The organism is Bacillus sp. LM 4-2, from assembly GCF_000978495.1.
Taxonomy (GTDB): Bacteria; Bacillota; Bacilli; order Bacillales; family Bacillaceae; genus Bacillus; species Bacillus subtilis.
This window is the reverse complement of record NZ_CP011101.1, coordinates 2871102-2892578: the sequence shown is the minus strand read 5'-3', so window position 1 is coordinate 2892578 and position 21477 is coordinate 2871102. Positions and strand designations below refer to the sequence as shown.

Below are 21477 nucleotides of genomic sequence, written 5' to 3'. Positions count from 1 at the left end.
AAGGATCTTTTTGTTTACCGCATAGGAATGAAAGGAAAAGAGTATATTAGATAGGGCAAACACGACCAATCACCACCTTTTAAATGAAAGGAGCGCTAAAGCGTGAATCTCATGTGTACGATTGCAAAAGAACGGCTGCAGCGGGATCATTGGGAGCAGCAGGCGCAAGATAGTGTTGGCCAGCAAGAGGCGAAAGCCGATAAAAAAACCCCGACCGCATAGCGGCAGGGGTTTTTAAAACGATTAACGAGAGTAGAACTCAACGATAAGCGCTTCGTTAATTTCCGGAGCAAGTTCAGAACGCTCAGGAAGACGAGTGAAAGTACCTTCAAGCTTTTCAGCGTCGAAAGTAAGGTATTCAGGAACGAAGTTGTTCACTTCAACAGATTCTTTGATGATAGAAAGGTTTCTTGATTTTTCGCGAACACCGATTGTTTGACCAGGTTTCACTAGGTAAGACGGGATGTCAACGCGGCTTCCGTCTACAAGAATGTGACCGTGGTTAACCAATTGGCGAGCTTGACGGCGAGTACGTGCTAAACCTAGCTTGTACACAACGTTATCAAGACGAGAATCTAAAAGAATCATGAAGTTTTCACCGTGTTTACCAGCTAGTTTGCCAGCTTTGTCAAACAAAGTGCGGAATTGACGTTCGTTTACACCGTACATGTGACGAAGCTTTTGCTTTTCTTGCAATTGCAAACCGTATTCTGATAATTTTTTACGTTGTCCTGGGCCGTGTGGACCTGGAGCGTAAGGGCGTTTTTCTAATTCTTTTCCTGTACCGCTAAGAGAGATTCCTAGACGGCGGGACAGTTTCCAAGATGGACCTGTATAGCGAGCCATAATGTGACTCCTCCTTTGGTTTTATTTTTGTGGAAAATAAAAACCGTCTGCTCTATTCGACCATGCACATTTTGTTTTCATGTATCCTCGCTCCAGCAGCAGAGAGTTACACGATACACCTTATTGATAAGGAACAAAATGAAAACATAGAAGCTGAACAAAAAGGCTGCAATATTTCACACAAAGGTCATTATATAATTTATTTGTTTTGAAGTCAACCATTCCTCCATTATTGCTTCACCGTTTATGATATAATAAACAAAAATTAGTGGTAAACTTTTAGGTGATAAAAACATGGTAGAACAAACTAAAGATCAATTATCCGCCTTTCATTATCATATGCTCGATTTTTTATTAACCAAATCTGAAAAAGTCACATTCACCGACTCTTTCATATGGCTGACTTCGGCTATTCAAACCTATTTTTCAACCCTTTGTGTTTCGCTTACACCGTCACCATCAGACTTTGTGACAAAACTGGCAGATGGTGAAGCGCGTTTTTCCGCTTCAAAAATAAACGCTTCATGTTATCTGATTGAGGACGGCTCCGGCAGGCGTTTCCATCTTGCGTGCAGGCAGGATGAAGAGATTCCTGAAGGGCTTCCGGACGTGGTTGCTTCATTTTTAAACCAGTCGATGAAACAGGAAAGACTCTATAACAAAACGATCTACCAAAAAAAGATATACAAAATGACAGAGCTGTTCCATTCACTGCTTGATCAGACAGATGTGCTGAAGCAGCTTTTAGAAAGCTTGACAAGCACATTTTCTCTTTTTGAGTTTTCTTTATTTATATCGCACGATCAAGACCAATGTTTAGGGATTCCTGCAAAAGAGCTGTATATGGAAGGGGAAAAATCCGATTCCTTTGCGCTCAAAGTGTATTTGTCCGGAGACATTTTGCGGAAAAATGAATCTGTCGCCTATATTCCGATCAAAGGACAGCAGGGCACATACGGGGTGTTGAAGGCTGAAGGAACGGGTGACAGCTTTCTTACTGATGCCTGCCTTGATGAAATGTCGCTGTTAGCAAACGCCGCGGGAAAAGCGTTTGAAAATGCCCAGCTCTACGAACAATCCAAAGCAAGCATCGCAAATTTGGAATTGATTAATGAAACATCACGACGCCTGAATCAGCGGCTGACATTGACTGATACAATGAATGATCTGGCTGTGAGAATGGCAGAATCGTTTCAGGCAGAAGAAGTGGGATTTTTTCATATAGACCATTTTGAAAACCTAACATTGCTCCCAGGCAGCACAGCATTTTTTAAAGAAGCGAAGCCGTCAGATTTTTATAATGAGCTGAAAGAAAAGCTGTATGAAGGTGAAAAAGGGGTTTTCATCGGGAATGGCCAGTCTGTTTTTGGGAAGGCGGGGTACGGCTCGCTGATGGCTGCTCCGATGATTCAAAACGACCGGCTTTTAGGCTTTGCGGTTTTATTGAAACAGGAGCTGTACGCTTTTACATTTGAAATGTACAAGCTGTTTCAGGCGCTGATTCATCACGCGACACTGGCTGTAACCAATTCAATGCTTCGCGACCGCCTTGAGCATCTCGTGAAAACAGATCAGCTGACTGAACTGTATTCACGAGCGTATTTAGATGAAAAAATTCAATACAGCATGAAAATCCATCAAAAGGGTGTTTTTATTCTTGTTGATATTGATAATTTTAAAAATGTAAATGATACGTACGGCCATCAGACTGGGGACGAGATTTTAATTCAAGTCGCTTCAGTGATTAAAAGCAACATCCGAAAGCATGATGTCGGTGCCCGCTGGGGAGGAGAGGAGCTGGCGATTTATTTGCCAAATGTGCCGGTTGCAGTGGGGAAACGGATTACCGAGCGACTGGTTTACGCGGTCAGAAAAAATACGAAACCCGAGGTAACCATTTCCTGCGGTATCTCCTGCTGGACGACAGAAACAAAAAAGTCGCTGAAAGAGCTTGTGCATGAGGCAGATGAAGCGCTCTACAGCGCGAAACGGAGCGGGAAAAACCGCTTGATGATTCATGACTCAATAAAATAAAAAAAGCCCAAAACGATATCAGTTTTGGGCTTTTATATTACTGCGCTAACGCTTTTTCTAGCGTTTCGGCAAATTGAGTTAAGTATTTTTCATCAATTTCGTCGAAACGGTTTTTCACTGGGCTGTCGATGTCCAAGACGCCGACAATTTTTCCGTCTACACGAATCGGAAGCACAATTTCTGATTGAGACGCTGCATCGCAGGCGATATGTCCCGGAAACGCGTTTACATCCTCAATACGTTCCACTTTTCCGTTTGCGTACGCTGTGCCGCAAACCCCTCTGCCGAAAGGAATCCGAACACATGCCGGCAGGCCTTGGAACGGACCTAACACAAGCTGTCCATCCTCTTCTTTGGCAAAATAGAAACCCGCCCAGTTGACTTCAGGCAGCGAATGATACAGCAGTGCTGAGGCATTTGCATAGTTAGCTATTTGGTCTGTTTCGTCTTCGGTCATGGCTTCGAGCTGTTTTAGCAGAAGCTGATAGTCTTTTTCTTTATCTCCAGATTGTTTTTCGACATGGAACATGGAAAACCCTCACTTTTTCTATAATATAAAACAAAGTTCCGGCTTTTCTGCCGGCATTTGTCGATAAGTTCTTACAGGAACAGCGGCTTTCTGCTTGAATAGTATCAAGAGGAAGGAGTGAGCCGTATGAAAGTAAGCACCAAAGACAAAATTATTGAATCTGCTGTCATGCTTTTTAACCAAAAAGGATTTTCTGGCACGTCTGTCCGTGAAATCGCAAAGTCAGCTGATGTAAATGTTGCGCACATCTCCTACTATTTTAAAGGCAAAGGAGGCTTGATGGAACACTTAGTTTCAGAGTTTTACGAAGGCTACAGCAAAACGCTTGAAACAGCGGCAAGCAATATCTCTACTCAAAGCACGCAGGAACAGCTTCTTCAATTGGTTTTCGATATTTTATCCTATCAGCATAATCATCGTCAATTAACTCGTTTTGTCTACCGGGAAGTCACAATTGACTCCACATTAATCAGGGAAATTATGTCGACATATCTAATGAAGGAAAAGTATATCTTCCAGCTGATCATTGAGGAAGGAGAAAAACAGCGTGAATATTTAACGCTGCCGCTGCCTCATTTTATTCTCCAATTAAAATCTCTCTTGATGATGCCCTATCTCCAGCCTCAATATATTTCAGAAGTACTCTACATGCAGCCGCACGAGCCGTATTTTTATAAAATGTATTTTGAAGAAATCAAGATTTGGATCAGAAGCGTCTTCCGGACAGGAGACGTGGCGCTCACCAACTAGCACCGTTCCAAAAACGCCTCATACGCATATCCGACATCTCCCGCTTGATGGGCATCAGACCCAAACACAAGCGGGATCTTCTTTTGCTTCGCTTCATTCAGCATCCAATCCTCGATATAAATACCGCCAGCGTAAGTTTTTCTTAAGCCGGAAGTATTGAAGTCGAGCTCCATTCCGTTTTCTTCAATGGCATTCAGGCACAGAGAAACGAGGCCGCGAATATGCTCTGACATGCTGTATGGAAACAGCTTGATGAATTTTTGGACGAGTGTGATGTGACCGACTCTTTTTGGCTTATAAACGCCGAGAGATGCTACAATGGAAGAATAGATACTCCGGTAATATTGTTCATATACCGCTTCAATGCTTCCGCAGGCTGAAATCAGCTCTTTGAAGGTATGCTCGTCATAATCAAGGCATAGATAGGAAGAGTCTGTGCGCAAAAAATGAACGGATAAGATGCTGTCATCTAAATATGGCCCGTATGTGTCTAGGAATAATGTAATTTCGTCTTCAAATTCAGCGATATAATCGACTTCAAGCCCTGTCCGTATGCTAAGCTGTCCGCGATATTCTTTTTTTAATCCGGAAATTTCATGAATATAGCGTTCCAAAGAAGCTTGCGCCATCGCGCTGTCTTTCAGCGGCGTGGGATCGGTAAAAGATGGCGGCAATGGGGCGTGTTCGGTAAAAGTAATCGATTCGAACCCTTTTTTTAAGGCTTCTTCTGCATATTGTCTGAGTGTGTCATTGGAGCCGTGAGGGCAAAATGGTGTGTGAATATGTCCGTCTCGCTTTTGCATTGATGTCACCCCATGAAAAAATAGTCAAATCCTGCCGATTTTGCACAAAAAGTTTTTGATTTCTGGTCAAAAAATGTTTGTTACATGGTATCATAATAACAATGAAAACGACAGTTTTTCTCAATACATATCCTGAAATCTTTCTGAATAAATAAAACACCCTGACAGATTAAGGTAAACAGCAAGGGGGCTCATTATGGAGTTTGTCATTGGATTATTAATTGTACTGCTTGCGCTGTTTGCGGCAGGCTACTTTTTCAGGAAAAAAATCTACGCCGAAATCGACCGGCTGGAATCGTGGAAGATTGAAATTCTGAATCGGTCGATCGTGGAAGAAATGTCTAAAATAAAACATTTAAAAATGACGGGTCAGACAGAAGAGTTCTTTGAGAAGTGGCGTGAAGAATGGGATGAGATTGTCACAGCCCACATGCCGAAAGTTGAAGAGCTCCTTTATGATGCCGAGGAAAATGCAGACAAATACCGGTTTAAAAAGGCCAATCAAGTGCTCGTTCATATCGACGACCTGCTGACAGCGGCTGAATCAAGCATTGAAAAGATTCTTCGGGAAATCAGCGATCTTGTCACAAGTGAGGAAAAGAGCCGTGAAGAGATTGAACAGGTGAGGGAGCGCTATTCGAAATCTCGAAAAAACCTGCTGGCTTACAGCCACCTTTACGGGGAGCTTTATGACAGCCTTGAAAAGGATCTGGACGAAATTTGGAGCGGCATCAAACAATTTGAAGAAGAAACAGAAGGCGGAAACTATATTACTGCACGAAAAGTACTGCTTGAGCAGGACCGCAATCTTGAACGGCTTCAGTCATACATAGATGATGTGCCGAAGCTGTTAGCTGACTGTAAACAGACGGTGCCCGGACAGATTGCAAAGCTCAAGGATGGCTATGGCGAAATGAAAGAAAAAGGGTACAAGCTTGAGCATATCCAGCTTGATAAGGAATTAGAAAATCTGTCAAACCAGCTGAAACGAGCGGAACATGTCCTGATGACTGAACTGGATATTGATGAAGCGTCCGCAATCCTGCAGCTCATTGACGAAAATATTCAATCTGTTTATCAGCAGCTGGAGGGCGAAGTTGAAGCCGGTCAATCCGTACTAAGCAAAATGCCTGAATTGATTATTGCTTACGACAAGCTTAAAGAAGAGAAAGAGCATACGAAAGCGGAAACTGAGCTGGTGAAGGAAAGCTACAGGCTGACAGCCGGTGAGCTCGGCAAACAGCAGGCTTTTGAAAAGCGCCTTGATGAAATTGGAAAGCTGCTATCATCCGTTAAAGATAAGCTTGATGCAGAGCATGTCGCCTACTCACTTTTAGTAGAAGAAGTTGCTTCAATAGAGAAGCAAATTGAAGAAGTGAAAAAAGAGCATGCCGAGTATCGTGAAAATCTGCAAGCGCTGAGAAAAGAAGAGCTTCAGGCGAGGGAGACGCTCAGCAATTTGAAAAAAACAATTTCTGAGACAGCAAGACTGCTGAAGACTAGCAACATTCCAGGCATTCCGAGCCATATTCAAGAGATGCTGGAGAACGCGCATCATCATATTCAAGAAACGGTCAATCAACTAAACGAACTTCCATTAAATATGGAAGAAGCCGGAGCCCATTTGAAACAAGCAGAAGATATCGTCAACAGGGCAAGCCGGGAATCAGAGGAACTTGTCGAGCAGGTCATCCTCATTGAAAAAATCATTCAGTTCGGAAACCGGTTCAGAAGCCAGAATCATATTTTATCTGAACAGCTGAAAGAAGCGGAAAGACGTTTTTATGCTTTTGATTATGACGACTCTTATGAAATTGCCGCTGCCGCTGTAGAAAAGGCTGCGCCAGGTGCAGTTGAAAAAATCAAAGCTGACATATCCGCTTAGATAATCACGACCATGAAAAAGAGCCCGCAGTGTAATGAGCAGGCTCTTTTTTTATTACAAAACGCCTGCGCAATAACGCAGGCGTTCTGTGACATTAACTTATTTCATTAAGCTGTTTGGATGGTCCGATGAATAAGGTCAGCACATAGCCGATAACCGCTCCGACGATTCCTGGAAGCACCCAGCCGATGCCGAGGCTGTAAAGAGGAAGATTCGCATTTAGAAACACATCTAAAGATCCAAGTGAAAAACCGGCTGCTTTGATACCGTCTAAAATACTGAAAAGTCCTGTACCGATCAAGCATGCGATGTACACTTCGCGTCTTTCTTTAAAGATCTTATCGATGAAGGAAAGAACGATAATGACAATGGCAAGCGGATAGATAGCTGATAAAATAGGAACAGAAAACGCGATAATTTGCGCGAGTCCGAAATTCGCAATGATCAAGCTGAATAACGTGACAATCGTAACGACAATTTTATATGATAATGCCGGAATAAGTTTTGAAAAATATTGGCCGCAAGATGTGACAAGGCCGATGCTTGTTGTTAAACATGCGACTGTAATCGCTGCTCCGAGTACGATGTTGCCCAATGAACCGAATAAATAATGGGAAGACGCAGATAAAATTTTAGCTCCTTCACCAACAGGACCAATGGCATTTGTGCTTGTTGCACCTAAATAAGCAAGGGATACATAAATGAAAGTCAGGCCTAAAGCGGCAATCACACCTGCTTTAATGCAGGCTGCAGCAAGAGCTTTAGACTGTGTAACGCCTTTGCTTTTTACAGCATTTACAACGACAACGCCAAATACAATTGAAGCAAGTGCGTCCATTGTTTTATAGCCTTCTAAAAATCCTTTAAAAACCGGTGTTCCTTTATATGCTTCTGTCACGGCGCCCAATCCGCCCATCGGCGTGAAGATGGCTTTGAGAACAATGATTAAAATAATTGTGAATTTGATGGGAGTCAGAATTTTTCCGACTCGATCCACAACCTTAGATGGGTTTAACGCTAAATAGTACGTAACGCCGAAAAAGATAAGTGTAAATATTAATAAAGAAAGTCTTTCTGGTACACCAGTCAAAAACGGAACAGCGCCAATTTCATATGAAACAGTTCCTGTTCTCGGGATGGCGAATAATGGTCCGATTGATAAATAAAGCACGACAGTAAAGATTGTGCCGAAAACAGGGTGCGCTTTGTCAGCAAGGCCTTTAGCGTCCTTACCGGTTAATGCGATGGCGATAATGCCGAGAAGCGGCAGGCCTACCCCTGTCAGTAAAAATCCGCCGATGGCCTTCCAGACGTTGTGTCCGGCTGCTTGTCCAAGTTCCGGCGGATAAATCATATTTCCTGCTCCAAAGAATAACGCAAATAGCATGAAACCAATAATAATGGTATCTTTGACAGGCAGTGAGTGTTTCATGAAAAAAATCCTCCTAATAATTATGTTAAAATATTCTGTCAATTAATTGTCAGATAATATGACGAAACGAACAAATCTTATTATATGGTAAAAAAATTAGAAGTCAATACTAGTTTTTCGTAATTTTCTATTAAATTTTGTTATGGTAACATAAATATCATACCTTGTACCGCTTTCATAAAGGAGTAAAAAAGATGATATATTTAGATAATAGTTCAACGACGAAGCCTTACGATGAAGTCTTGAACGTATATGAACAGACGAGCAGCCGATACTTTGGCAATCCTTCATCTTTGCACCGATATGGAGCCGAAACGGAACAGCTGCTTCAAGCAGCCAAAAATCAAATCAAAAGGTCCTTAGGCCTAAAAAAATATGATATTGTATTTACGTCAGGCGCCACAGAAGCCAATAATGCGGCTTTAAAAGGAGCGGCTTTGTCAAAGATAAAAACAGGCAAACATATCATTGCCACTTCTATTGAACATCCATCCGTTACGGAATCGTTAGAACAGCTGAAAGAGTTGTTCGGGTTTGATATCACTTATCTTTCTGTGAATGAAGACGGATTTGTTTCTATTGAAGATCTAAAAGCAGCCATCCGTCCCGATACCGTGCTTGTCAGCATGATGCATGTGAACAATGAAGTCGGTTCCGTGCAGCCGATTGAAGCGGCAGGAGAAGTGCTGAAAGAGCATTCGAACATTTTGTTTCACGTCGATTATGTGCAGGGCATCTATAAAGTGCCCTTGGCAATTGAAAAGGCCGGCATTGATCTATGTTCAATTTCGGGGCATAAATTTCACGGCCTAAAGGGGACAGGCGCACTTATTGTAAAAGAAGGAACACGCCTTATTCCGCTCATAACGGGAGGCTCTCAGCAAAAAGGCATACGGGCCGGAACAGAACATACTGCTGGTGCGGTTTCGCTTGCCAAGGCCATTAATCTGGCCTCTGCTGATTTTGACACACGGCTTGACACGATGACTGCCGTAAAGGAATTGTTTATGAATAGGCTGAGTGAAATTGAGGGCGTCGTTATCAACACGCCTCAAATGAATAGCGCGCCGCACATTATTAATTTCTCTGTACCGGGGATTAAAGCGGAAGTGCTTTTACACATGCTTGAGGAACAGGATATATTCGTCTCCACAACATCGGCTTGCTCGGCAAAAGAACATAAGCCCAGCAAGGTTCTCTTAGAGATGGGCAAAGGAGAGCAGATTGCCGGAAGCAGCATCAGAATCAGTTTAAATTACAGCCAGACAAGCGATGTGGCAGAACCGTTTATGAACGCGCTTCGTCCTGGCATCAAAAAATTAAGGGAAATGATGAGGTAGAACATGAATTACGATCATATATTAATTCGTTTTGGGGAAATTTCGACCAAAGGCAAAAACAGAAAAAGCTTTATTGAGCGCTTAAAACAAAACATCAGACTCGTTTTGAAAGACTATCCGAATTTAAAATACTTTTCCAACAGGGATCGTATGACGATTACATTAAATGGAGAGGATCCTAAGGCTCTTTTTCCTCATTTAAAGCAAGTGTTTGGGATTCAAAGCTTCAGCCTGGCAATTAAGTGTGACAGCCGCCTTGATGATATTAAGGCAACCGCACTAAAGGCTATCAAAGATCAGTATAAACCAGGTGATACGTTTAAAGTCGCGACAAAGAGAGCGTATAAGCAATTTGAATTAGATACAAACCAGATGAACGCTGAAATCGGCGGCCATATTTTGCGAAATACAGAAGGATTGACGGTCGATGTTCGCAACCCAGACATCCCGCTCAGAATCGAAATCAGGGAAGAAGCAACATTTTTGACAATTCGTGATGAAAAAGGTGCAGGCGGGCTGCCAGTTGGTTCAGCAGGAAAAGCGATGCTGATGCTTTCTGGCGGTTTTGACAGCCCTGTGGCCGGTTTTTATGCGATGAAACGGGGATTGTCGGTAGAAGCTGTTCATTTCTTCAGCCCGCCATACACAAGCGAGCGCGCAAAGCAAAAGGTAATGGATCTGGCGAAATGTCTGTCCCGTTTTGGGGGAAGCATGACACTTCATATTGTTCCATTTACAAAAACGCAAGAGCTCATCCAAAAACAAATTCCTGAAAATTACACAATGACGGCAACCCGCCGCCTCATGCTTCAGATAGCCGACAGAATCAGAGAAAAGAGAAACGGGCTTGCCATTATTACGGGAGAAAGCCTCGGTCAGGTAGCGAGCCAAACGCTTGAAAGCATGTATGCAATTAATGCGGTGACGTCAACACCGATTTTGCGTCCGCTAATCGCCATGGACAAAACAGAAATCATCGAAAAATCACGGGAAATTGGCACATATGAGACAAGTATTCAGCCGTTTGAAGACTGCTGCACGATCTTTACACCGCCAAGCCCGAAAACACGCCCTAAAAAAGAGAAAATTGAACACTTTGAAAGCTTTGTTGATTTCGAGCCGTATATTCAAGAAGCGGTAGATAACATTGAGACAATGACCCTTTATAGCGAACAAGAAGCTAACGATAAATTCGCTGAACTCTTTTAAATCAATTTTCAGCTCCTGTATACAATTACCAAAGTTTTTCTGAATGAAGCCATGTGTTTTGACACATTCTATACTCACAAGGAGGTGAGACACATGGCTAACAATAACTCAGGTAACAGCAACAACCTTTTAGTACCAGGAGCTGCTCAAGCGATCGACCAAATGAAATTAGAAATCGCTTCTGAATTCGGTGTAAACCTTGGAGCAGACACAACTTCTCGCGCTAACGGTTCTGTTGGAGGAGAGATCACAAAACGTCTTGTATCTTTTGCTCAACAAAACATGGGCGGAGGACAATTCTAATTTACAATTTCACATAATGGCTTAGGAGTGGGGGTATCCCCACTCTTTTTCATTTTTTACATATAAAAAAGGACCAGCGGCCTATAAAATCTATGTTTACAGAGGTTGCTTTTAGGCATATCCTTACGGAAAGAGCCTGTATTTATGTATAATGGGTGGAGAAAGTGAGGAGTTGTTCGTGTTAAAACGTGAAGATTTAATTGCCCCTGTGCAATATAATTTAGTGAATGAAATGGAAAAGTTCAGTGCTGCTGGACAAAAAACCGCTCTTCTTTGGGAGGACGAGTCGGGCAAGCAAGAATCTTGGTCGTATGAAAAGCTGATGGAAGAAACAAATAAAATCGGAGCGGCCTTAGCTGATCTTGGATTTAAAAAGGGAGACAAGCTGATTGTAATGGTTCCGCGGGTGCTTGAAGCCTATGCTGTTTATTTGGCTATCCTGAAATCAGGAATGGTTGTCATTCCGTGCTCCGAAATGCTTCGCGCGAAAGATCTTGAATACCGGATTGAACATGCAGAGGTAAAAGGCGCTATCGTCTACTCCGAATTTATTGGCGCTTTCCGGGATGTCAGTACGGCTGACAAACTGATTACACTGTCTATTGGTGAAAATGATGCCGGCTGGAAAAACCTCTTATCAATTGAAGCGGACGGAAGCCAATTTAAAACAGCTGACACAACAAGAGATGATATGGCTTTCTTATCTTATACATCCGGGACAACAGGTCAGCCGAAAGGTGTTGTACATACACATGGATGGGCATTTGCTCATTTAAAAACTTCTGCCGGCGCTTGGCTTGACATTTCTGAAAAGGATATCGTCTGGGCAACTGCTGCCCCTGGCTGGCAAAAGTGGGTATGGAGTCCGTTTTTAGCGGTGCTTGGCAGCGGAGCAACCGGTTTTGTGTACCACGGCAGATTCAAAGCAGAAAAATATCTAGAGCTTTTAAATCGCTACAAAATCAATGTTTTCTGCTGCACTCCGACAGAATACCGCTTAATGGCGAAGGTTGAAGGCTTGAAACGCTTTGATCTTTCTGCCCTGCACAGCGCTGTTTCCGCAGGTGAGCCGCTCAACCGTGAAGTCATTGATGTTTTCCAAAAGCACTTTGGCATTAAGGTACGGGACGGATATGGCCAAACAGAAAGCACGCTTTTGGTTGGTGTTTTGAAAGATACGCCTATTAAACCGGGAAGCATGGGAAAACCGACACCGGGAAATCAGGTGGAGATCATAAATGAAGACGGTGAAATCTGCAAACCTGGTGAGGTTGGCGATATCGCTGTTCACCTCAGTACGCCTGCGCTCTTTAAAGAGTATTTTAAAGATCCGGAAAGAATGAAAACACAAATTCGCGGCGATTATTTCCTAACGGGAGACAGAGCAAGAAAAGATGAGGAAGGTTACTTCTGGTTTGAAAGCCGAAATGACGATATTATTATCAGCTCCGGCTATACGATCGGGCCTTTCGAGGTGGAAGACGCGCTTGTTAAGCACCCAGAAGTAAAAGAATGTGCTGTTGTCGCAAGCCCTGATGAAATCAGAGGCTCCATCGTAAAGGCATATGTTGTCCTGCAAAATCATGAAAAACGCAGTGATGAGCTTGTCAAAATGCTGCAAAACCATGTGAAGACGATTACCGCTCCATACAAATATCCTAGAGAAATTGAATTTGTGGAAAGCCTGCCGAAAACGGCTTCTGCAAAAATCAGACGAGTGGAATTAAGAAAACGTGAAGAACAGCTCAAAGCCAATAAAAAGGCGTAAAGAAAGAGAGTGAACGTGAATGAAGGCGATATGGCACGGCGGTTTCATTTATACGATGCTCGAAGAAGGCGATCGGACTGAGGCAGTTTATGTTGAGGATGGTGTTATAAAAGGCACCGGCAGCTATGAACGTTTGAAGGAAAAGTACGGGTCGCCGGAAACAGAAGAAATCAGCCTGAACGGAGCAGTGATGTTCCCCGGTTTTGTTGACAGCCATCTACATTTGATCGGCCACGGTGAGAAACAGCTTCAGCTCGATCTGTCCGCACTGACGTCGAAAGATTCAATTTTACAGGCTGCGAAGGAAAGAGAGCGGCAGCTTCCTAAAAACGATTGGCTCATTGGAGAAGGCTGGAATGAAAATCAGTTTGAGACACCTGACTACTTGACTAAGCATGATCTTGATCGCCTGTTTCCTGACAGGCCCGTCTTGCTCAAGCGTATATGCCGGCATGCAATAGCTGTCAATTCTGCGGCTCTTCAAGCAGCGGGAATTTCAAGAAATACTCCTGATCCTGACGGCGGAGTCATCGTAAAAGATGCAAATGGCGAGCCGACCGGACTCCTGTTTGATAAGGCGCAGGATTTGATTCTGAAGGCTGTCCCGCCAGTCTCCCAGCACTATGTTGATGAGGCATTAACGGCTGCAATAAAGGATTGCTGGACAAAAGGCCTGACGGGCGGTCATTCGGAAGACTTGTCCTATTATGGTGATGTTTCGGTGCCGATGAAAGCTTATGAGAAAGCTGCCGCTGGCGGAAAGTATCCGTTTCGCTGCCATTTGCTCGTTCATCATGAAGCTGTCGATCGATGGGAGCAGCTGGAGAAGCTGTCCGGCCCGTATGTGGAGTTCGGTGCTATGAAAATCTTTGCGGACGGGGCGCTTGGCGGGAGAACGGCTTTATTGAAAGAACCATATCAGGATGATCCATCAACAAATGGTGTTCAGGTTCACGATGACGAAACCCTTGGCCGGCTCATTCGCAAAGCGAGAGAAAAAGGGATGGAGGTTGCTGTTCATGCAATCGGCGATCTTGCTTTTGAAAAAGTGCTGAACGCAATAGAAAAGCATCCGCCCAAAAACGGCCGGCATGATCGGCTTATTCATGCTCAAGTGCTTGATAACGAATTAATCGAGAGAGCAGCACGCATGCCGATCGCACTTGACCTTCAGCCGCACTTCGTTGCAAGCGACTTTCCGTGGGTCATTGACCGTCTCGGAAAAGACCGGATGAAGACTGCATTTGCCTGGAAAACCCTCATATCTAAAGGCATTTTATGCGCGGGCGGTTCAGACGCCCCGATTGAGCCTGTTGACCCGCTTCTAGGGATCCAGTCCGCGGTCCTCCGGAAAAGCAGTCATGAGCAAAACGGGCCAAGCTATAATGAAAGTGAATGTTTACCTGTATATGAAGCGATAAAGCTTTATACAGAAGGTAGCGCCGGTATCATTTATAAAGAGAAGTCACGCGGAAAAATTGCGGAAGGCTATGACGCGGATTTTACAGTTCTCAGTGGTGATCCGTTTGCCATTGACCCCGCACAGCTTCATCTTTTAGAGATTAAAAAAACCGTGATTAACGGCCAGATTGTATATGAGAAATCATAAAAGGACAGGCAGCAGCCTGTCCTTTTATTTTCTATAAAAAAGTACGCTTCACTTTTTCCCAAAATGAATTGTCCTTTAGTTTGACTGTTTTGATTTTCTTATTAGACAGTTTGATTTCGATCGTTTTCACATTTCTCGTGCTGAGTGCTTCATTGTCCAAGCCGATGATTGGGTGTTCGTTGCCGTCCTGCACCACACGAAGGGTCAGCTTTCGGTCAGAGCTGAGGACAAATGGCGAGCCGAGTGTCCGGTAGGTATTATTGTTAAGGGATGCAAGCTCTGATACCTGCATGCATGGAAGCAATGGATCAACAACAGCTCCTGCAACAGACTTGTTATAGGCGGTGCTCCCTGTAGGCGTTGAGATAATCATTCCGTCACCTCTAAACGTTTCAAAGTGCAGATCGTCAATCAGCACGTCCATCACAAAGGTTTTGATGATGCTTGAGCGGATGGATACCTCGTTTAAGCAGTGAAAAGGACTGGCTTGATCCACTGTCACTTCAATCAGCGGGTATTTTCTCACTTCAATTTGTTCAAACGTCATTGCATCGACCATTTTTTCTCGCTCATCACTATGAAAGTCGCAATATAAATGAGCTTTCCCCTTTTTGGTAATGCCGACGTACAAGCAGTCGTCACGAAAATTCGTCTTTCTGACTGCCTGCAAAAATGTGCCGTCCCCGCCAATGCTAGCGATAATATTGGCGTCTGAGTGCTGGTTCACAACGGTAAATCCATGCTCTTCCGCTAATTGTGTTAACGAGCGGGCTTGTTCGTTCGTTTCCTGATCCTGTTTGTGAAAAAAATAAACATTACGGCGTTGATCGGTCATATCCCATTTCCCCTTTGCTGTCATATTTAAGTTTTTCTGCCATCCAGTATTTGTGATAAAATACCTTTGGCCATAAGTGTACCACGTTTGCCGGCAGCCCGTTAAGCCGGAGCTTTCTCATGAAGTGAAACATTTTTCATATTGAATCGTATAATGAGAGAGTTTAGGAAAAAGGAGGAGAAAAAATGAATGCAAAAAGATGGATTGCATTAGTGATTGCTCTGGGGATTTTCGGCGTGTCTATTATCGTCAGCATCTCTATGAGTTTCTTTGAAAGCGTCAAAGGCGCTCAAACGGATCTCACATCACTGACGGATGAATCGCAGGAGAAGACGCTGGAAAACGGCAGTCCCTCAAGTAAAATTGCCGTATTAGAGGTCAGCGGCACCATTCAGGATAATGGGGACTCAAGCAGTCTGCTTGGTGCAGACGGATATAACCACAGAACGTTCTTAAAAAACCTTGAGCGCGCAAAAGATGACAAGACGGTCAAAGGTATCGTTCTGAAGGTGAATTCTCCGGGTGGCGGAGTGTATGAAAGTGCTGAAATACATAAGAAACTGGAAGAAATCAAGAAAGAAACGAAAAAACCGATTTACGTGTCAATGGGTTCGATGGCAGCATCAGGAGGCTATTACATCTCAACAGCGGCTGATAAGATTTTTGCGACACCGGAAACCCTGACCGGGTCACTCGGCGTCATTATGGAAAGCGTCAATTATTCAAAGCTTGCCGACAAGCTTGGCATTTCTTTTGAAACGATTAAGAGCGGGGCCCATAAGGACATTATGTCTCCTTCCCGTGAGATGACGAAAGAAGAAAAAAACATCATGCAATCGATGGTTGATAATTCGTATGAAGGCTTTGTTGATGTCATTTCAAAAGGGCGCGGCATGCCGAAAGCAGAGGTAAAGAAAATTGCGGACGGCCGCGTGTATGACGGACGGCAGGCGAAAAAACTGAACCTCGTTGATGAGCTTGGTTTTTATGACGATACCATTACGGCCATGAAAAAGGATCACAAGGATTTGAAAAACGTCTCTGTCATTTCTTATGAGGAAAGCTTCGGATTAGGCTCACTGTTTTCCATGGGCGCGAACAAAATGTTTAAAAGTGAAATTGATTTTTTGAATATGAGAGAAATTCTATCGCAATCCGGTTCGCCGAGAATGATGTATCTCTATGCGAAGTAGGAGGGAACAATAATGGACGCGACATATGAAGAGTTAGAGCGCAATGACATCAAAGGCCCGCAAGAAGCGGAGCTGCTGACACATGCCTATGCTGGCTTTTGGGTTCGTTTCTGGGCTTTCCTGCTTGATTGGCTCGTGATATGGGGATTAAACCATTTGCTCGTTTCTCCCCTCTTTACCGTATTGGATCTGCCGAAAACATCCGGCATGTTTACCTTCTCGGCCTACAGTGTGACAACGCTTATTGTGTATCTTGCCTATTTCGCACTCATGACAAAATACTTCAGGCAGACGCTTGGTAAAATGGTGTTCGGCCTCAAAGTGGTTTCTGTGAAGCAAGATAGCAAGCTGACATGGAGTACAGTGATTTTTCGTGAAGTGGTTGGACGGTATATTGATAAGATTTGGATTTTATATATCGTTGTTGCCTTTTCACCTACAAAACAAGGGATTCATGATTACATCGCGGATACCACCGTGGTGCATGAAAAATTATACCGCAAATAACCGATAACCCGGACTTCCGTCCGGGTTTATTTTTTTAGGAATTGGCGATAATGCTCCTAGAGGAAGTGAAGAATATGGTGTATGTACTGACAGCCATTCTTATTCTCATAGGGATCGTACTGCTTCTCAGAATGAAAATCCATGTCGCGCTGGAGTATCTTCATGCCGATGATAATGACAAATTGACCTTGAAGATTACGGCGCTGTTTGGCCTTATAAGGATCAAAAAAACAATCCCGGCGATTAAGGTGAACAAAGAAGACGGAACAGTGGATATCAAACAAAAAACTGAATCCAAAATGAAAAAAAGCAGCGGAAAGAAAAAAATTACACAAAACGATGTGCAGCAAAGCATTAATAAAATCGAAATGCTTTTGCATCAGGTCACCAGACTGCGGAAAATCAGCGCGTCTTTTCTCGCGCATTTACATATCACAAAACTAGAATGGGTTACAGTAATCGGAATTCAGGACGCGGCAGTGACAGGTGTGTTAACCGGTGCTGTATGGGGCGTGAAGGGCGGTATCGCAGCAATGCTCTACGACCACCTGGACTTTGTGAATAAACCTGTCTATGAGGTGATCCCGTCGTTTCAAGTCCCTGTTTCCAAGACCCATTTTCAGTGTATATTCTTTTTTCGCTTTGGACATGCTATGCTTGCAGCTTTCAAATTCGTCAAATACGGACGGGAGCTATCCGTATTAAAGAAGAATCCGTCGGCTAGAATGACTTCAAAGAATGATTCATCAGTTTAAGGAGGAAGCGTATATGGCAGACCATCCCATCCAAGGTTTAATGAAAACCGCAATGGAAAACTTGAAGGAAATGATTGATGTTAACACCATCATCGGAGATCCAGTGGAAACGCCTGATGGAAGTGTGATTTTAACTGTTTCTAAAGTTGGATTCGGATTCGCCGCAGGCGGAAGCGAGTTTGGCGGAAAGCCGGCCGAAAAGAAATCGGAAGACGATGAGACAAGAGAACAGAAACTTCCTTTCGGAGGCGGAAGCGGGGGCGGTGTGTCCATTACGCCGATCGCGTTTTTAATTGTCGGATCGACAGGCATCAGAATGCTTCATTTAGATGAAAATACCCATTTAATAGAGAAAATTTTAGACGCAGCCCCTCAAACACTCGAGCGCATCCAGCAAATGTTCAAGAAAAATAACAAAAACCAAAGCCAAGGCCAAAATCAAAACCAAATGAACAATATGAATTATTAAAAAAAGGTTAACTGCGCTGGCCGCAGTTAACTTTTTTTTGGCATAAACTTTGCAGTTTGCAGGAAACTTTACTATGATAGAGACATACATACAAAAGGGAGGAATTATAATGGCTGAAATTACATTCAAAGGCGGTCCGGTTACACTTGTCGGACAAGAAGTGAAGGTAGGAGATCAAGCTCCTGATTTCACAGTGCTGACTAACAGCCTTGAAGAAAAATCGTTAGCTGACATGAAAGGAAAGGTAACGATTATTTCTGTTATCCCTTCAATTGATACAGGTGTTTGTGATGCACAAACACGCCGTTTTAACGAAGAAGCTGCAAAGCTTGGAGATGTCAACGTCTACACAATCAGTGCAGACCTTCCATTCGCGCAAGCGCGCTGGTGCGGCGCTAACGGAATTGACAAAGTGGAAACACTGTCTGACCACAGAGATATGTCATTTGGCGAAGCGTTCGGTGTGTATATTAAAGAACTTCGTCTGCTTGCGCGTTCCGTATTTGTCCTTGATGAGAACGGAAAAGTCGTTTACGCTGAATATGTAAGCGAAGCAACAAACCACCCGAACTATGAAAAGCCAATTGAGGCTGCTAAGGCATTAGTAAAGTAAGCAGGGAAAAAAGCTCCAGGCTGCCGCCGGAGCTTTTTTCATGGCAAGGAGGAACACAATATGCAAAAAGACCATGTAGGTGCGGTGTATGAGCTGTTAAACGAAGCCGCGATTATGATAAAGAATGAATTGCAGATTTCATATATAGAGGCGCTGGCCGAAGCAGGAGAAATGTATTTTCTTGAAAAAACGGATCAGCTGAAACTGCCTGCTGATCAGAAAACCAAACAACTTCAGGCTCTGCTTGAAAAAGCGGAATTCGGCACGTATGAGCATGAGTGGGTACGCAAGGCTTTTCAGCTTGCCGTCCTTAAAGGAATGAAAGATATCTCGCATCCAAACAGACAAATGACGCCGGATACGATCGGGCTTTTCATCAGCTATTTGGTGAATAAATTTATGGCGGACAAAAAGGAACTGACCATTCTTGATCCAGCCCTGGGAACTGGGAACCTTCTGTTTACCGTGCTGAACCAGCTGTCTGAAAAAACGGCAAACAGCTTTGGCATTGAAATTGATGATGTGCTCTTGAAGATCGCCTATGCCCAAGCGAACCTTCTGAAAAAAGAGCTTGAGCTTTTCCACCAGGACAGCCTTGAGCCGTTGTTTATCGATCCAGTTGACACGGTCATTTGTGATCTGCCAGTCGGCTATTATCCGAATGACGAAGGAGCAGAAGCGTTTGAGCTCAAAGCTGACGAAGGCCATTCCTTCGCTCATCATCTGTTTATTGAACAGAGCGTCAAGCATACCAAACCGGGCGGCTACTTATTTTTTATGATTCCGAATCATTTGTTTGAGAGCTCCCAAAGCGGCAAGCTGAAACAGTTTTTCAAAGATAAGGTTCATATCAACGCACTGTTGCAGCTGCCAAAATCTATTTTTAAAGACGAAGCTCATGCCAAAAGCATCCTTGTGCTTCAGAAACAAGGAGAGAATACGAAAGCGCCGGGGCAAATTCTGCTTGCGAATCTTCCGTCTTTCTCCAATCAAAAGGCGATGCTTGATATGATGGCTCAATTTGATGAATGGTTTAAAAAAGAAAAGTAAGTGTTTTAAAAGCAGCTTAGGCAGCCGTATGAGGTCGATGCCTAAGCTGCTTTTATTTATGCTTTTGAAGACCGGACTTGACGAATTGAATCCAGCTTTGAAACACAAAATACAGAGGGAAAAACCGCAAATTGTAAGCGTTCATCAATACAAAACCTATAGTGAATGTGTCTGAAAATAACGACTTCTTATTGTAAGCGTTATCAATACGCAAGTTGACTTGAAAAGCCGACATGACAATGTTTAAATGGAAAAGTCAGATATTTTTCGGAGAAGATGTTGATATTCACCGGGAAAAAAGTACGAAAAACGAAGTTGTTGATACAGAGTATAAAGGAGCGTCAATCATGTCCAAAATTATTGCAATTAACGCAGGAAGCTCGTCTTTGAAATTTCAGCTTTTCGAAATGCCTTCAGAAACCGTTTTAACGAAGGGTTTAGTTGAACGAATCGGTATCGCCGACAGCGTATTCACAATTTCTGTGAACGGCGAAAAAAATACAGAAGTAACTGATATTCCAGATCATGCGGTAGCTGTTAAAATGCTGCTGAATAAGTTAACGGAATTCGGCATTATTAAAGACTTGAATGAAATTGACGGAATTGGCCATCGTGTCGTTCACGGCGGAGAAAAATTCAGCGATTCTGTTTTATTAACGGATGAAACCATTAAGGAAATCGAAGATATTTCTGAATTGGCACCGCTTCACAATCCGGCAAATATCGTTGGAATTAAAGCGTTCAAAGAAGTGCTTCCAAATGTTCCTGCGGTAGCTGTATTTGATACAGCATTCCACCAAACAATGCCTGAGCAGTCTTACCTTTACAGCTTGCCGTATGAATACTATGAAAAATTCGGCATCCGTAAATACGGCTTCCACGGCACTTCACATAAATATGTAACTGAGCGTGCGGCAGAGCTTCTCGGCCGTCCGTTAAAAGACTTGCGCCTGATTTCCTGCCACCTTGGAAACGGAGCAAGTATTGCCGCTGTTGAAGGCGGAAAATCTATTGACACATCCATGGGCTTTACGCCGCTTGCCGGTGTAGCAATGGGCACACGCTCTGGAAACATCGACCCTGCCCTGATCCCATACATCATGGAGAAAACAGGCCAAACGGCTGACGAAGTACTGAATACATTAAACAAAAAAAGCGGACTGCTCGGCATTTCCGGTTTCTCAAGCGATCTTCGTGACATCGTTGAAGCTACGAAAGAAGGAAATGAGCGCGCGGAAACGGCTCTTGAAGTATTCGCAAGCAGAATCCACAAATACATCGGTTCTTACGCTGCAAGAATGAGCGGTGTAGATGCGATCATCTTTACTGCCGGTATCGGTGAAAACAGTGTGGAAGTCAGAGAACGCGTTCTTCGCGGTTTAGAATTCATGGGCGTATACTGGGACCCTGCGCTTAATAACGTGCGCGGCGAGGAAGCTTTCATCAGCTATCCGCATTCTCCAGTAAAAGTCATGATCATCCCGACTGATGAAGAAGTCATGATTGCGCGCGACGTTGTTCGTTTAGCAAAATAAATCGCATGAAAG

22 protein-coding genes are annotated in these 21477 nt (G+C 43.6%); 17 read left to right on the top strand and 5 right to left on the bottom strand.

The genetic code is table 11. The features are described 5' to 3' along the window. Positions 1 to 102 precede the first annotated feature (102 nt). Positions 103 to 222, top strand: a complete 120-nt coding sequence (gene sr7p, locus bslm_RS21875) for a small protein SR7P (RefSeq protein WP_003229302.1) — start codon at positions 103 to 105, stop codon at positions 220 to 222. Between the two features lie 21 nt (positions 223 to 243). Here sr7p and rpsD read toward each other — a convergent pair whose 3' ends face one another. Then, positions 244 to 846, bottom strand: coding sequence for a 30S ribosomal protein S4 (rpsD, locus tag bslm_RS14390; protein ID WP_003229304.1), 603 nt, complete (start codon positions 844 to 846; stop codon positions 244 to 246). A gap of 294 nt (positions 847 to 1140) precedes the next feature. On the opposite strand from rpsD, the gene bslm_RS14385 reads away from it, so the two are divergent. Continuing rightward, positions 1141 to 2880, top strand: coding sequence for a diguanylate cyclase domain-containing protein (locus bslm_RS14385; RefSeq protein WP_003229309.1), 1740 nt, complete (start codon positions 1141 to 1143; stop codon positions 2878 to 2880). Positions 2881 to 2917: 37 nt separating this feature from the next. Here the strand turns inward: bslm_RS14385 and bslm_RS14380 are convergent, their stop codons facing one another. Next, entirely contained in the window at positions 2918 to 3409 is a 492-nt protein-coding gene (locus bslm_RS14380) for a GAF domain-containing protein (RefSeq protein ID WP_003229311.1), read from the bottom strand. 126 nt (positions 3410 to 3535) lie between these two features. On the opposite strand from bslm_RS14380, the gene refZ reads away from it, so the two are divergent. Next, positions 3536 to 4159: a transcriptional regulator RefZ gene (gene refZ, locus bslm_RS14375; protein ID WP_003229313.1), complete on the top strand. Its 624-nt coding sequence runs from the start codon at positions 3536 to 3538 to the stop codon at positions 4157 to 4159. Here the strand turns inward: refZ and hisJ are convergent. Then, positions 4156 to 4962: a histidinol-phosphatase HisJ gene (hisJ, locus tag bslm_RS14370; RefSeq protein WP_003229318.1), complete on the bottom strand. Its 807-nt coding sequence runs from the start codon at positions 4960 to 4962 to the stop codon at positions 4156 to 4158. The two genes, refZ and hisJ, sit on opposite strands and share 4 nt — an antisense overlap. A 196-nt stretch (positions 4963 to 5158) precedes the next feature. Here hisJ and ezrA point away from each other — a divergent pair, with 196 nt between their 5' ends. Beyond that, on the top strand, positions 5159 to 6847 hold the full coding sequence (ezrA, locus tag bslm_RS14365) for a septation ring formation regulator EzrA (protein WP_003229320.1): 1689 nt from the start codon (positions 5159 to 5161) through the stop codon (positions 6845 to 6847). A gap of 94 nt (positions 6848 to 6941) precedes the next feature. On the opposite strand, the gene brnQ is transcribed toward ezrA, so the two are convergent. Further along, positions 6942 to 8279, bottom strand: a complete 1338-nt coding sequence (gene brnQ, locus bslm_RS14360) for a branched-chain amino acid transport system II carrier protein (RefSeq protein WP_003229322.1) — start codon at positions 8277 to 8279, stop codon at positions 6942 to 6944. Between the two features lie 194 nt (positions 8280 to 8473). Between brnQ and bslm_RS14355 the strand changes: the two genes are divergently transcribed. From bslm_RS14355 to bslm_RS14335, 5 genes are all read left to right on the top strand, one after another. Then, entirely contained in the window at positions 8474 to 9619 is a 1146-nt protein-coding gene (locus tag bslm_RS14355) for a cysteine desulfurase family protein (RefSeq protein ID WP_004398687.1), read from the top strand. Between the two features lie 3 nt (positions 9620 to 9622). After that, positions 9623 to 10828, top strand: a complete 1206-nt coding sequence (gene thiI / locus bslm_RS14350; protein ID WP_046381264.1) for a tRNA uracil 4-sulfurtransferase ThiI — start codon at positions 9623 to 9625, stop codon at positions 10826 to 10828. Positions 10829 to 10921: 93 nt separating this feature from the next. Then, entirely contained in the window at positions 10922 to 11131 is a 210-nt protein-coding gene (gene sspA, locus bslm_RS14345) for an alpha type acid-soluble spore protein SspA (protein WP_003223491.1), read from the top strand. A 178-nt stretch (positions 11132 to 11309) separates the two neighbouring features. Beyond that, positions 11310 to 12899, top strand: coding sequence for an acyl-CoA synthetase MbcS (mbcS, locus tag bslm_RS14340; protein WP_003229331.1), 1590 nt, complete (start codon positions 11310 to 11312; stop codon positions 12897 to 12899). A gap of 19 nt (positions 12900 to 12918) precedes the next feature. Continuing rightward, the gene (locus bslm_RS14335; protein ID WP_003229333.1) at positions 12919 to 14508 is read left to right on the top strand and encodes an amidohydrolase; all 1590 of its coding nucleotides are present in this window, start codon (positions 12919 to 12921) and stop codon (positions 14506 to 14508) included. Positions 14509 to 14539: 31 nt separating this feature from the next. On the opposite strand, the gene bslm_RS14330 is transcribed toward bslm_RS14335, so the two are convergent. Continuing rightward, complete coding sequence (locus bslm_RS14330; protein WP_004399091.1) at positions 14540 to 15343, bottom strand: NAD kinase; 804 nt, start codon at positions 15341 to 15343, stop codon at positions 14540 to 14542. A 185-nt stretch (positions 15344 to 15528) separates the two neighbouring features. Between bslm_RS14330 and sppA the strand changes: the two genes are divergently transcribed. From sppA to bslm_RS14295, 8 genes are all read left to right on the top strand, one after another. Further along, a complete protein-coding gene (sppA, locus tag bslm_RS14325) occupies positions 15529 to 16536 on the top strand; it encodes a signal peptide peptidase SppA (RefSeq protein WP_046381263.1) in 1008 nt (335 codons plus the stop codon). 12 nt (positions 16537 to 16548) lie between these two features. Further along, on the top strand, positions 16549 to 17043 hold the full coding sequence (locus bslm_RS14320) for an RDD family protein (protein WP_003229340.1): 495 nt from the start codon (positions 16549 to 16551) through the stop codon (positions 17041 to 17043). Positions 17044 to 17117: 74 nt separating this feature from the next. Next, the gene (locus bslm_RS14315) at positions 17118 to 17798 is read left to right on the top strand and encodes a DUF2953 domain-containing protein (protein WP_004399127.1); all 681 of its coding nucleotides are present in this window, start codon (positions 17118 to 17120) and stop codon (positions 17796 to 17798) included. Positions 17799 to 17811: 13 nt separating this feature from the next. Then, a complete protein-coding gene (gene ytfJ / locus bslm_RS14310) occupies positions 17812 to 18267 on the top strand; it encodes a GerW family sporulation protein (protein ID WP_004398631.1) in 456 nt (151 codons plus the stop codon). Between the two features lie 109 nt (positions 18268 to 18376). After that, positions 18377 to 18880, top strand: coding sequence for a thiol peroxidase (tpx, locus tag bslm_RS14305; RefSeq protein WP_003223506.1), 504 nt, complete (start codon positions 18377 to 18379; stop codon positions 18878 to 18880). Between the two features lie 60 nt (positions 18881 to 18940). After that, positions 18941 to 19930: a class I SAM-dependent methyltransferase gene (locus bslm_RS14300; RefSeq protein ID WP_003229346.1), complete on the top strand. Its 990-nt coding sequence runs from the start codon at positions 18941 to 18943 to the stop codon at positions 19928 to 19930. Next, the gene (locus tag bslm_RS20990) at positions 19902 to 20105 is read left to right on the top strand and encodes a hypothetical protein (protein WP_128484059.1); all 204 of its coding nucleotides are present in this window, start codon (positions 19902 to 19904) and stop codon (positions 20103 to 20105) included. The genes bslm_RS14300 and bslm_RS20990 overlap by 29 nt, the downstream gene beginning before the upstream one ends. Positions 20106 to 20277: 172 nt before the next feature. Continuing rightward, entirely contained in the window at positions 20278 to 21465 is a 1188-nt protein-coding gene (locus tag bslm_RS14295; protein ID WP_003223511.1) for an acetate kinase, read from the top strand. The last annotated feature ends 12 nt before the right edge of the window (positions 21466 to 21477 follow it).

Bases quoted from the DNA above. Each gene is read 5' to 3' on its own strand.
- rpsD (WP_003229304.1), bottom strand. From the start codon at position 846: ATGGCTCGCTATACAGGTCCATCTTGGAAACTGTCCCGCCGTCTAGGA.
- bslm_RS14385 (WP_003229309.1), top strand. From the start codon at position 1,141: ATGGTAGAACAAACTAAAGATCAATTATCCGCCTTTCATTATCATATG.
- bslm_RS14380 (WP_003229311.1), bottom strand. From the start codon at position 3,409: ATGTTCCATGTCGAAAAACAATCTGGAGATAAAGAAAAAGACTATCAG.
- refZ (WP_003229313.1), top strand. From the start codon at position 3,536: ATGAAAGTAAGCACCAAAGACAAAATTATTGAATCTGCTGTCATGCTT.
- hisJ (WP_003229318.1), bottom strand. From the start codon at position 4,962: ATGCAAAAGCGAGACGGACATATTCACACACCATTTTGCCCTCACGGC.
- ezrA (WP_003229320.1), top strand. From the start codon at position 5,159: ATGGAGTTTGTCATTGGATTATTAATTGTACTGCTTGCGCTGTTTGCG.
- brnQ (WP_003229322.1), bottom strand. From the start codon at position 8,279: ATGAAACACTCACTGCCTGTCAAAGATACCATTATTATTGGTTTCATG.
- bslm_RS14355 (WP_004398687.1), top strand. From the start codon at position 8,474: ATGATATATTTAGATAATAGTTCAACGACGAAGCCTTACGATGAAGTC.
- thiI (WP_046381264.1), top strand. From the start codon at position 9,623: ATGAATTACGATCATATATTAATTCGTTTTGGGGAAATTTCGACCAAA.
- sspA (WP_003223491.1), top strand. From the start codon at position 10,922: ATGGCTAACAATAACTCAGGTAACAGCAACAACCTTTTAGTACCAGGA.
- bslm_RS14335 (WP_003229333.1), top strand. From the start codon at position 12,919: ATGAAGGCGATATGGCACGGCGGTTTCATTTATACGATGCTCGAAGAA.
- bslm_RS14330 (WP_004399091.1), bottom strand. From the start codon at position 15,343: ATGACCGATCAACGCCGTAATGTTTATTTTTTTCACAAACAGGATCAG.
- sppA (WP_046381263.1), top strand. From the start codon at position 15,529: ATGAATGCAAAAAGATGGATTGCATTAGTGATTGCTCTGGGGATTTTC.
- bslm_RS14320 (WP_003229340.1), top strand. From the start codon at position 16,549: ATGGACGCGACATATGAAGAGTTAGAGCGCAATGACATCAAAGGCCCG.
- bslm_RS14315 (WP_004399127.1), top strand. From the start codon at position 17,118: ATGGTGTATGTACTGACAGCCATTCTTATTCTCATAGGGATCGTACTG.
- ytfJ (WP_004398631.1), top strand. From the start codon at position 17,812: ATGGCAGACCATCCCATCCAAGGTTTAATGAAAACCGCAATGGAAAAC.
- tpx (WP_003223506.1), top strand. From the start codon at position 18,377: ATGGCTGAAATTACATTCAAAGGCGGTCCGGTTACACTTGTCGGACAA.
- bslm_RS14300 (WP_003229346.1), top strand. From the start codon at position 18,941: ATGCAAAAAGACCATGTAGGTGCGGTGTATGAGCTGTTAAACGAAGCC.
- bslm_RS14295 (WP_003223511.1), top strand. From the start codon at position 20,278: ATGTCCAAAATTATTGCAATTAACGCAGGAAGCTCGTCTTTGAAATTT.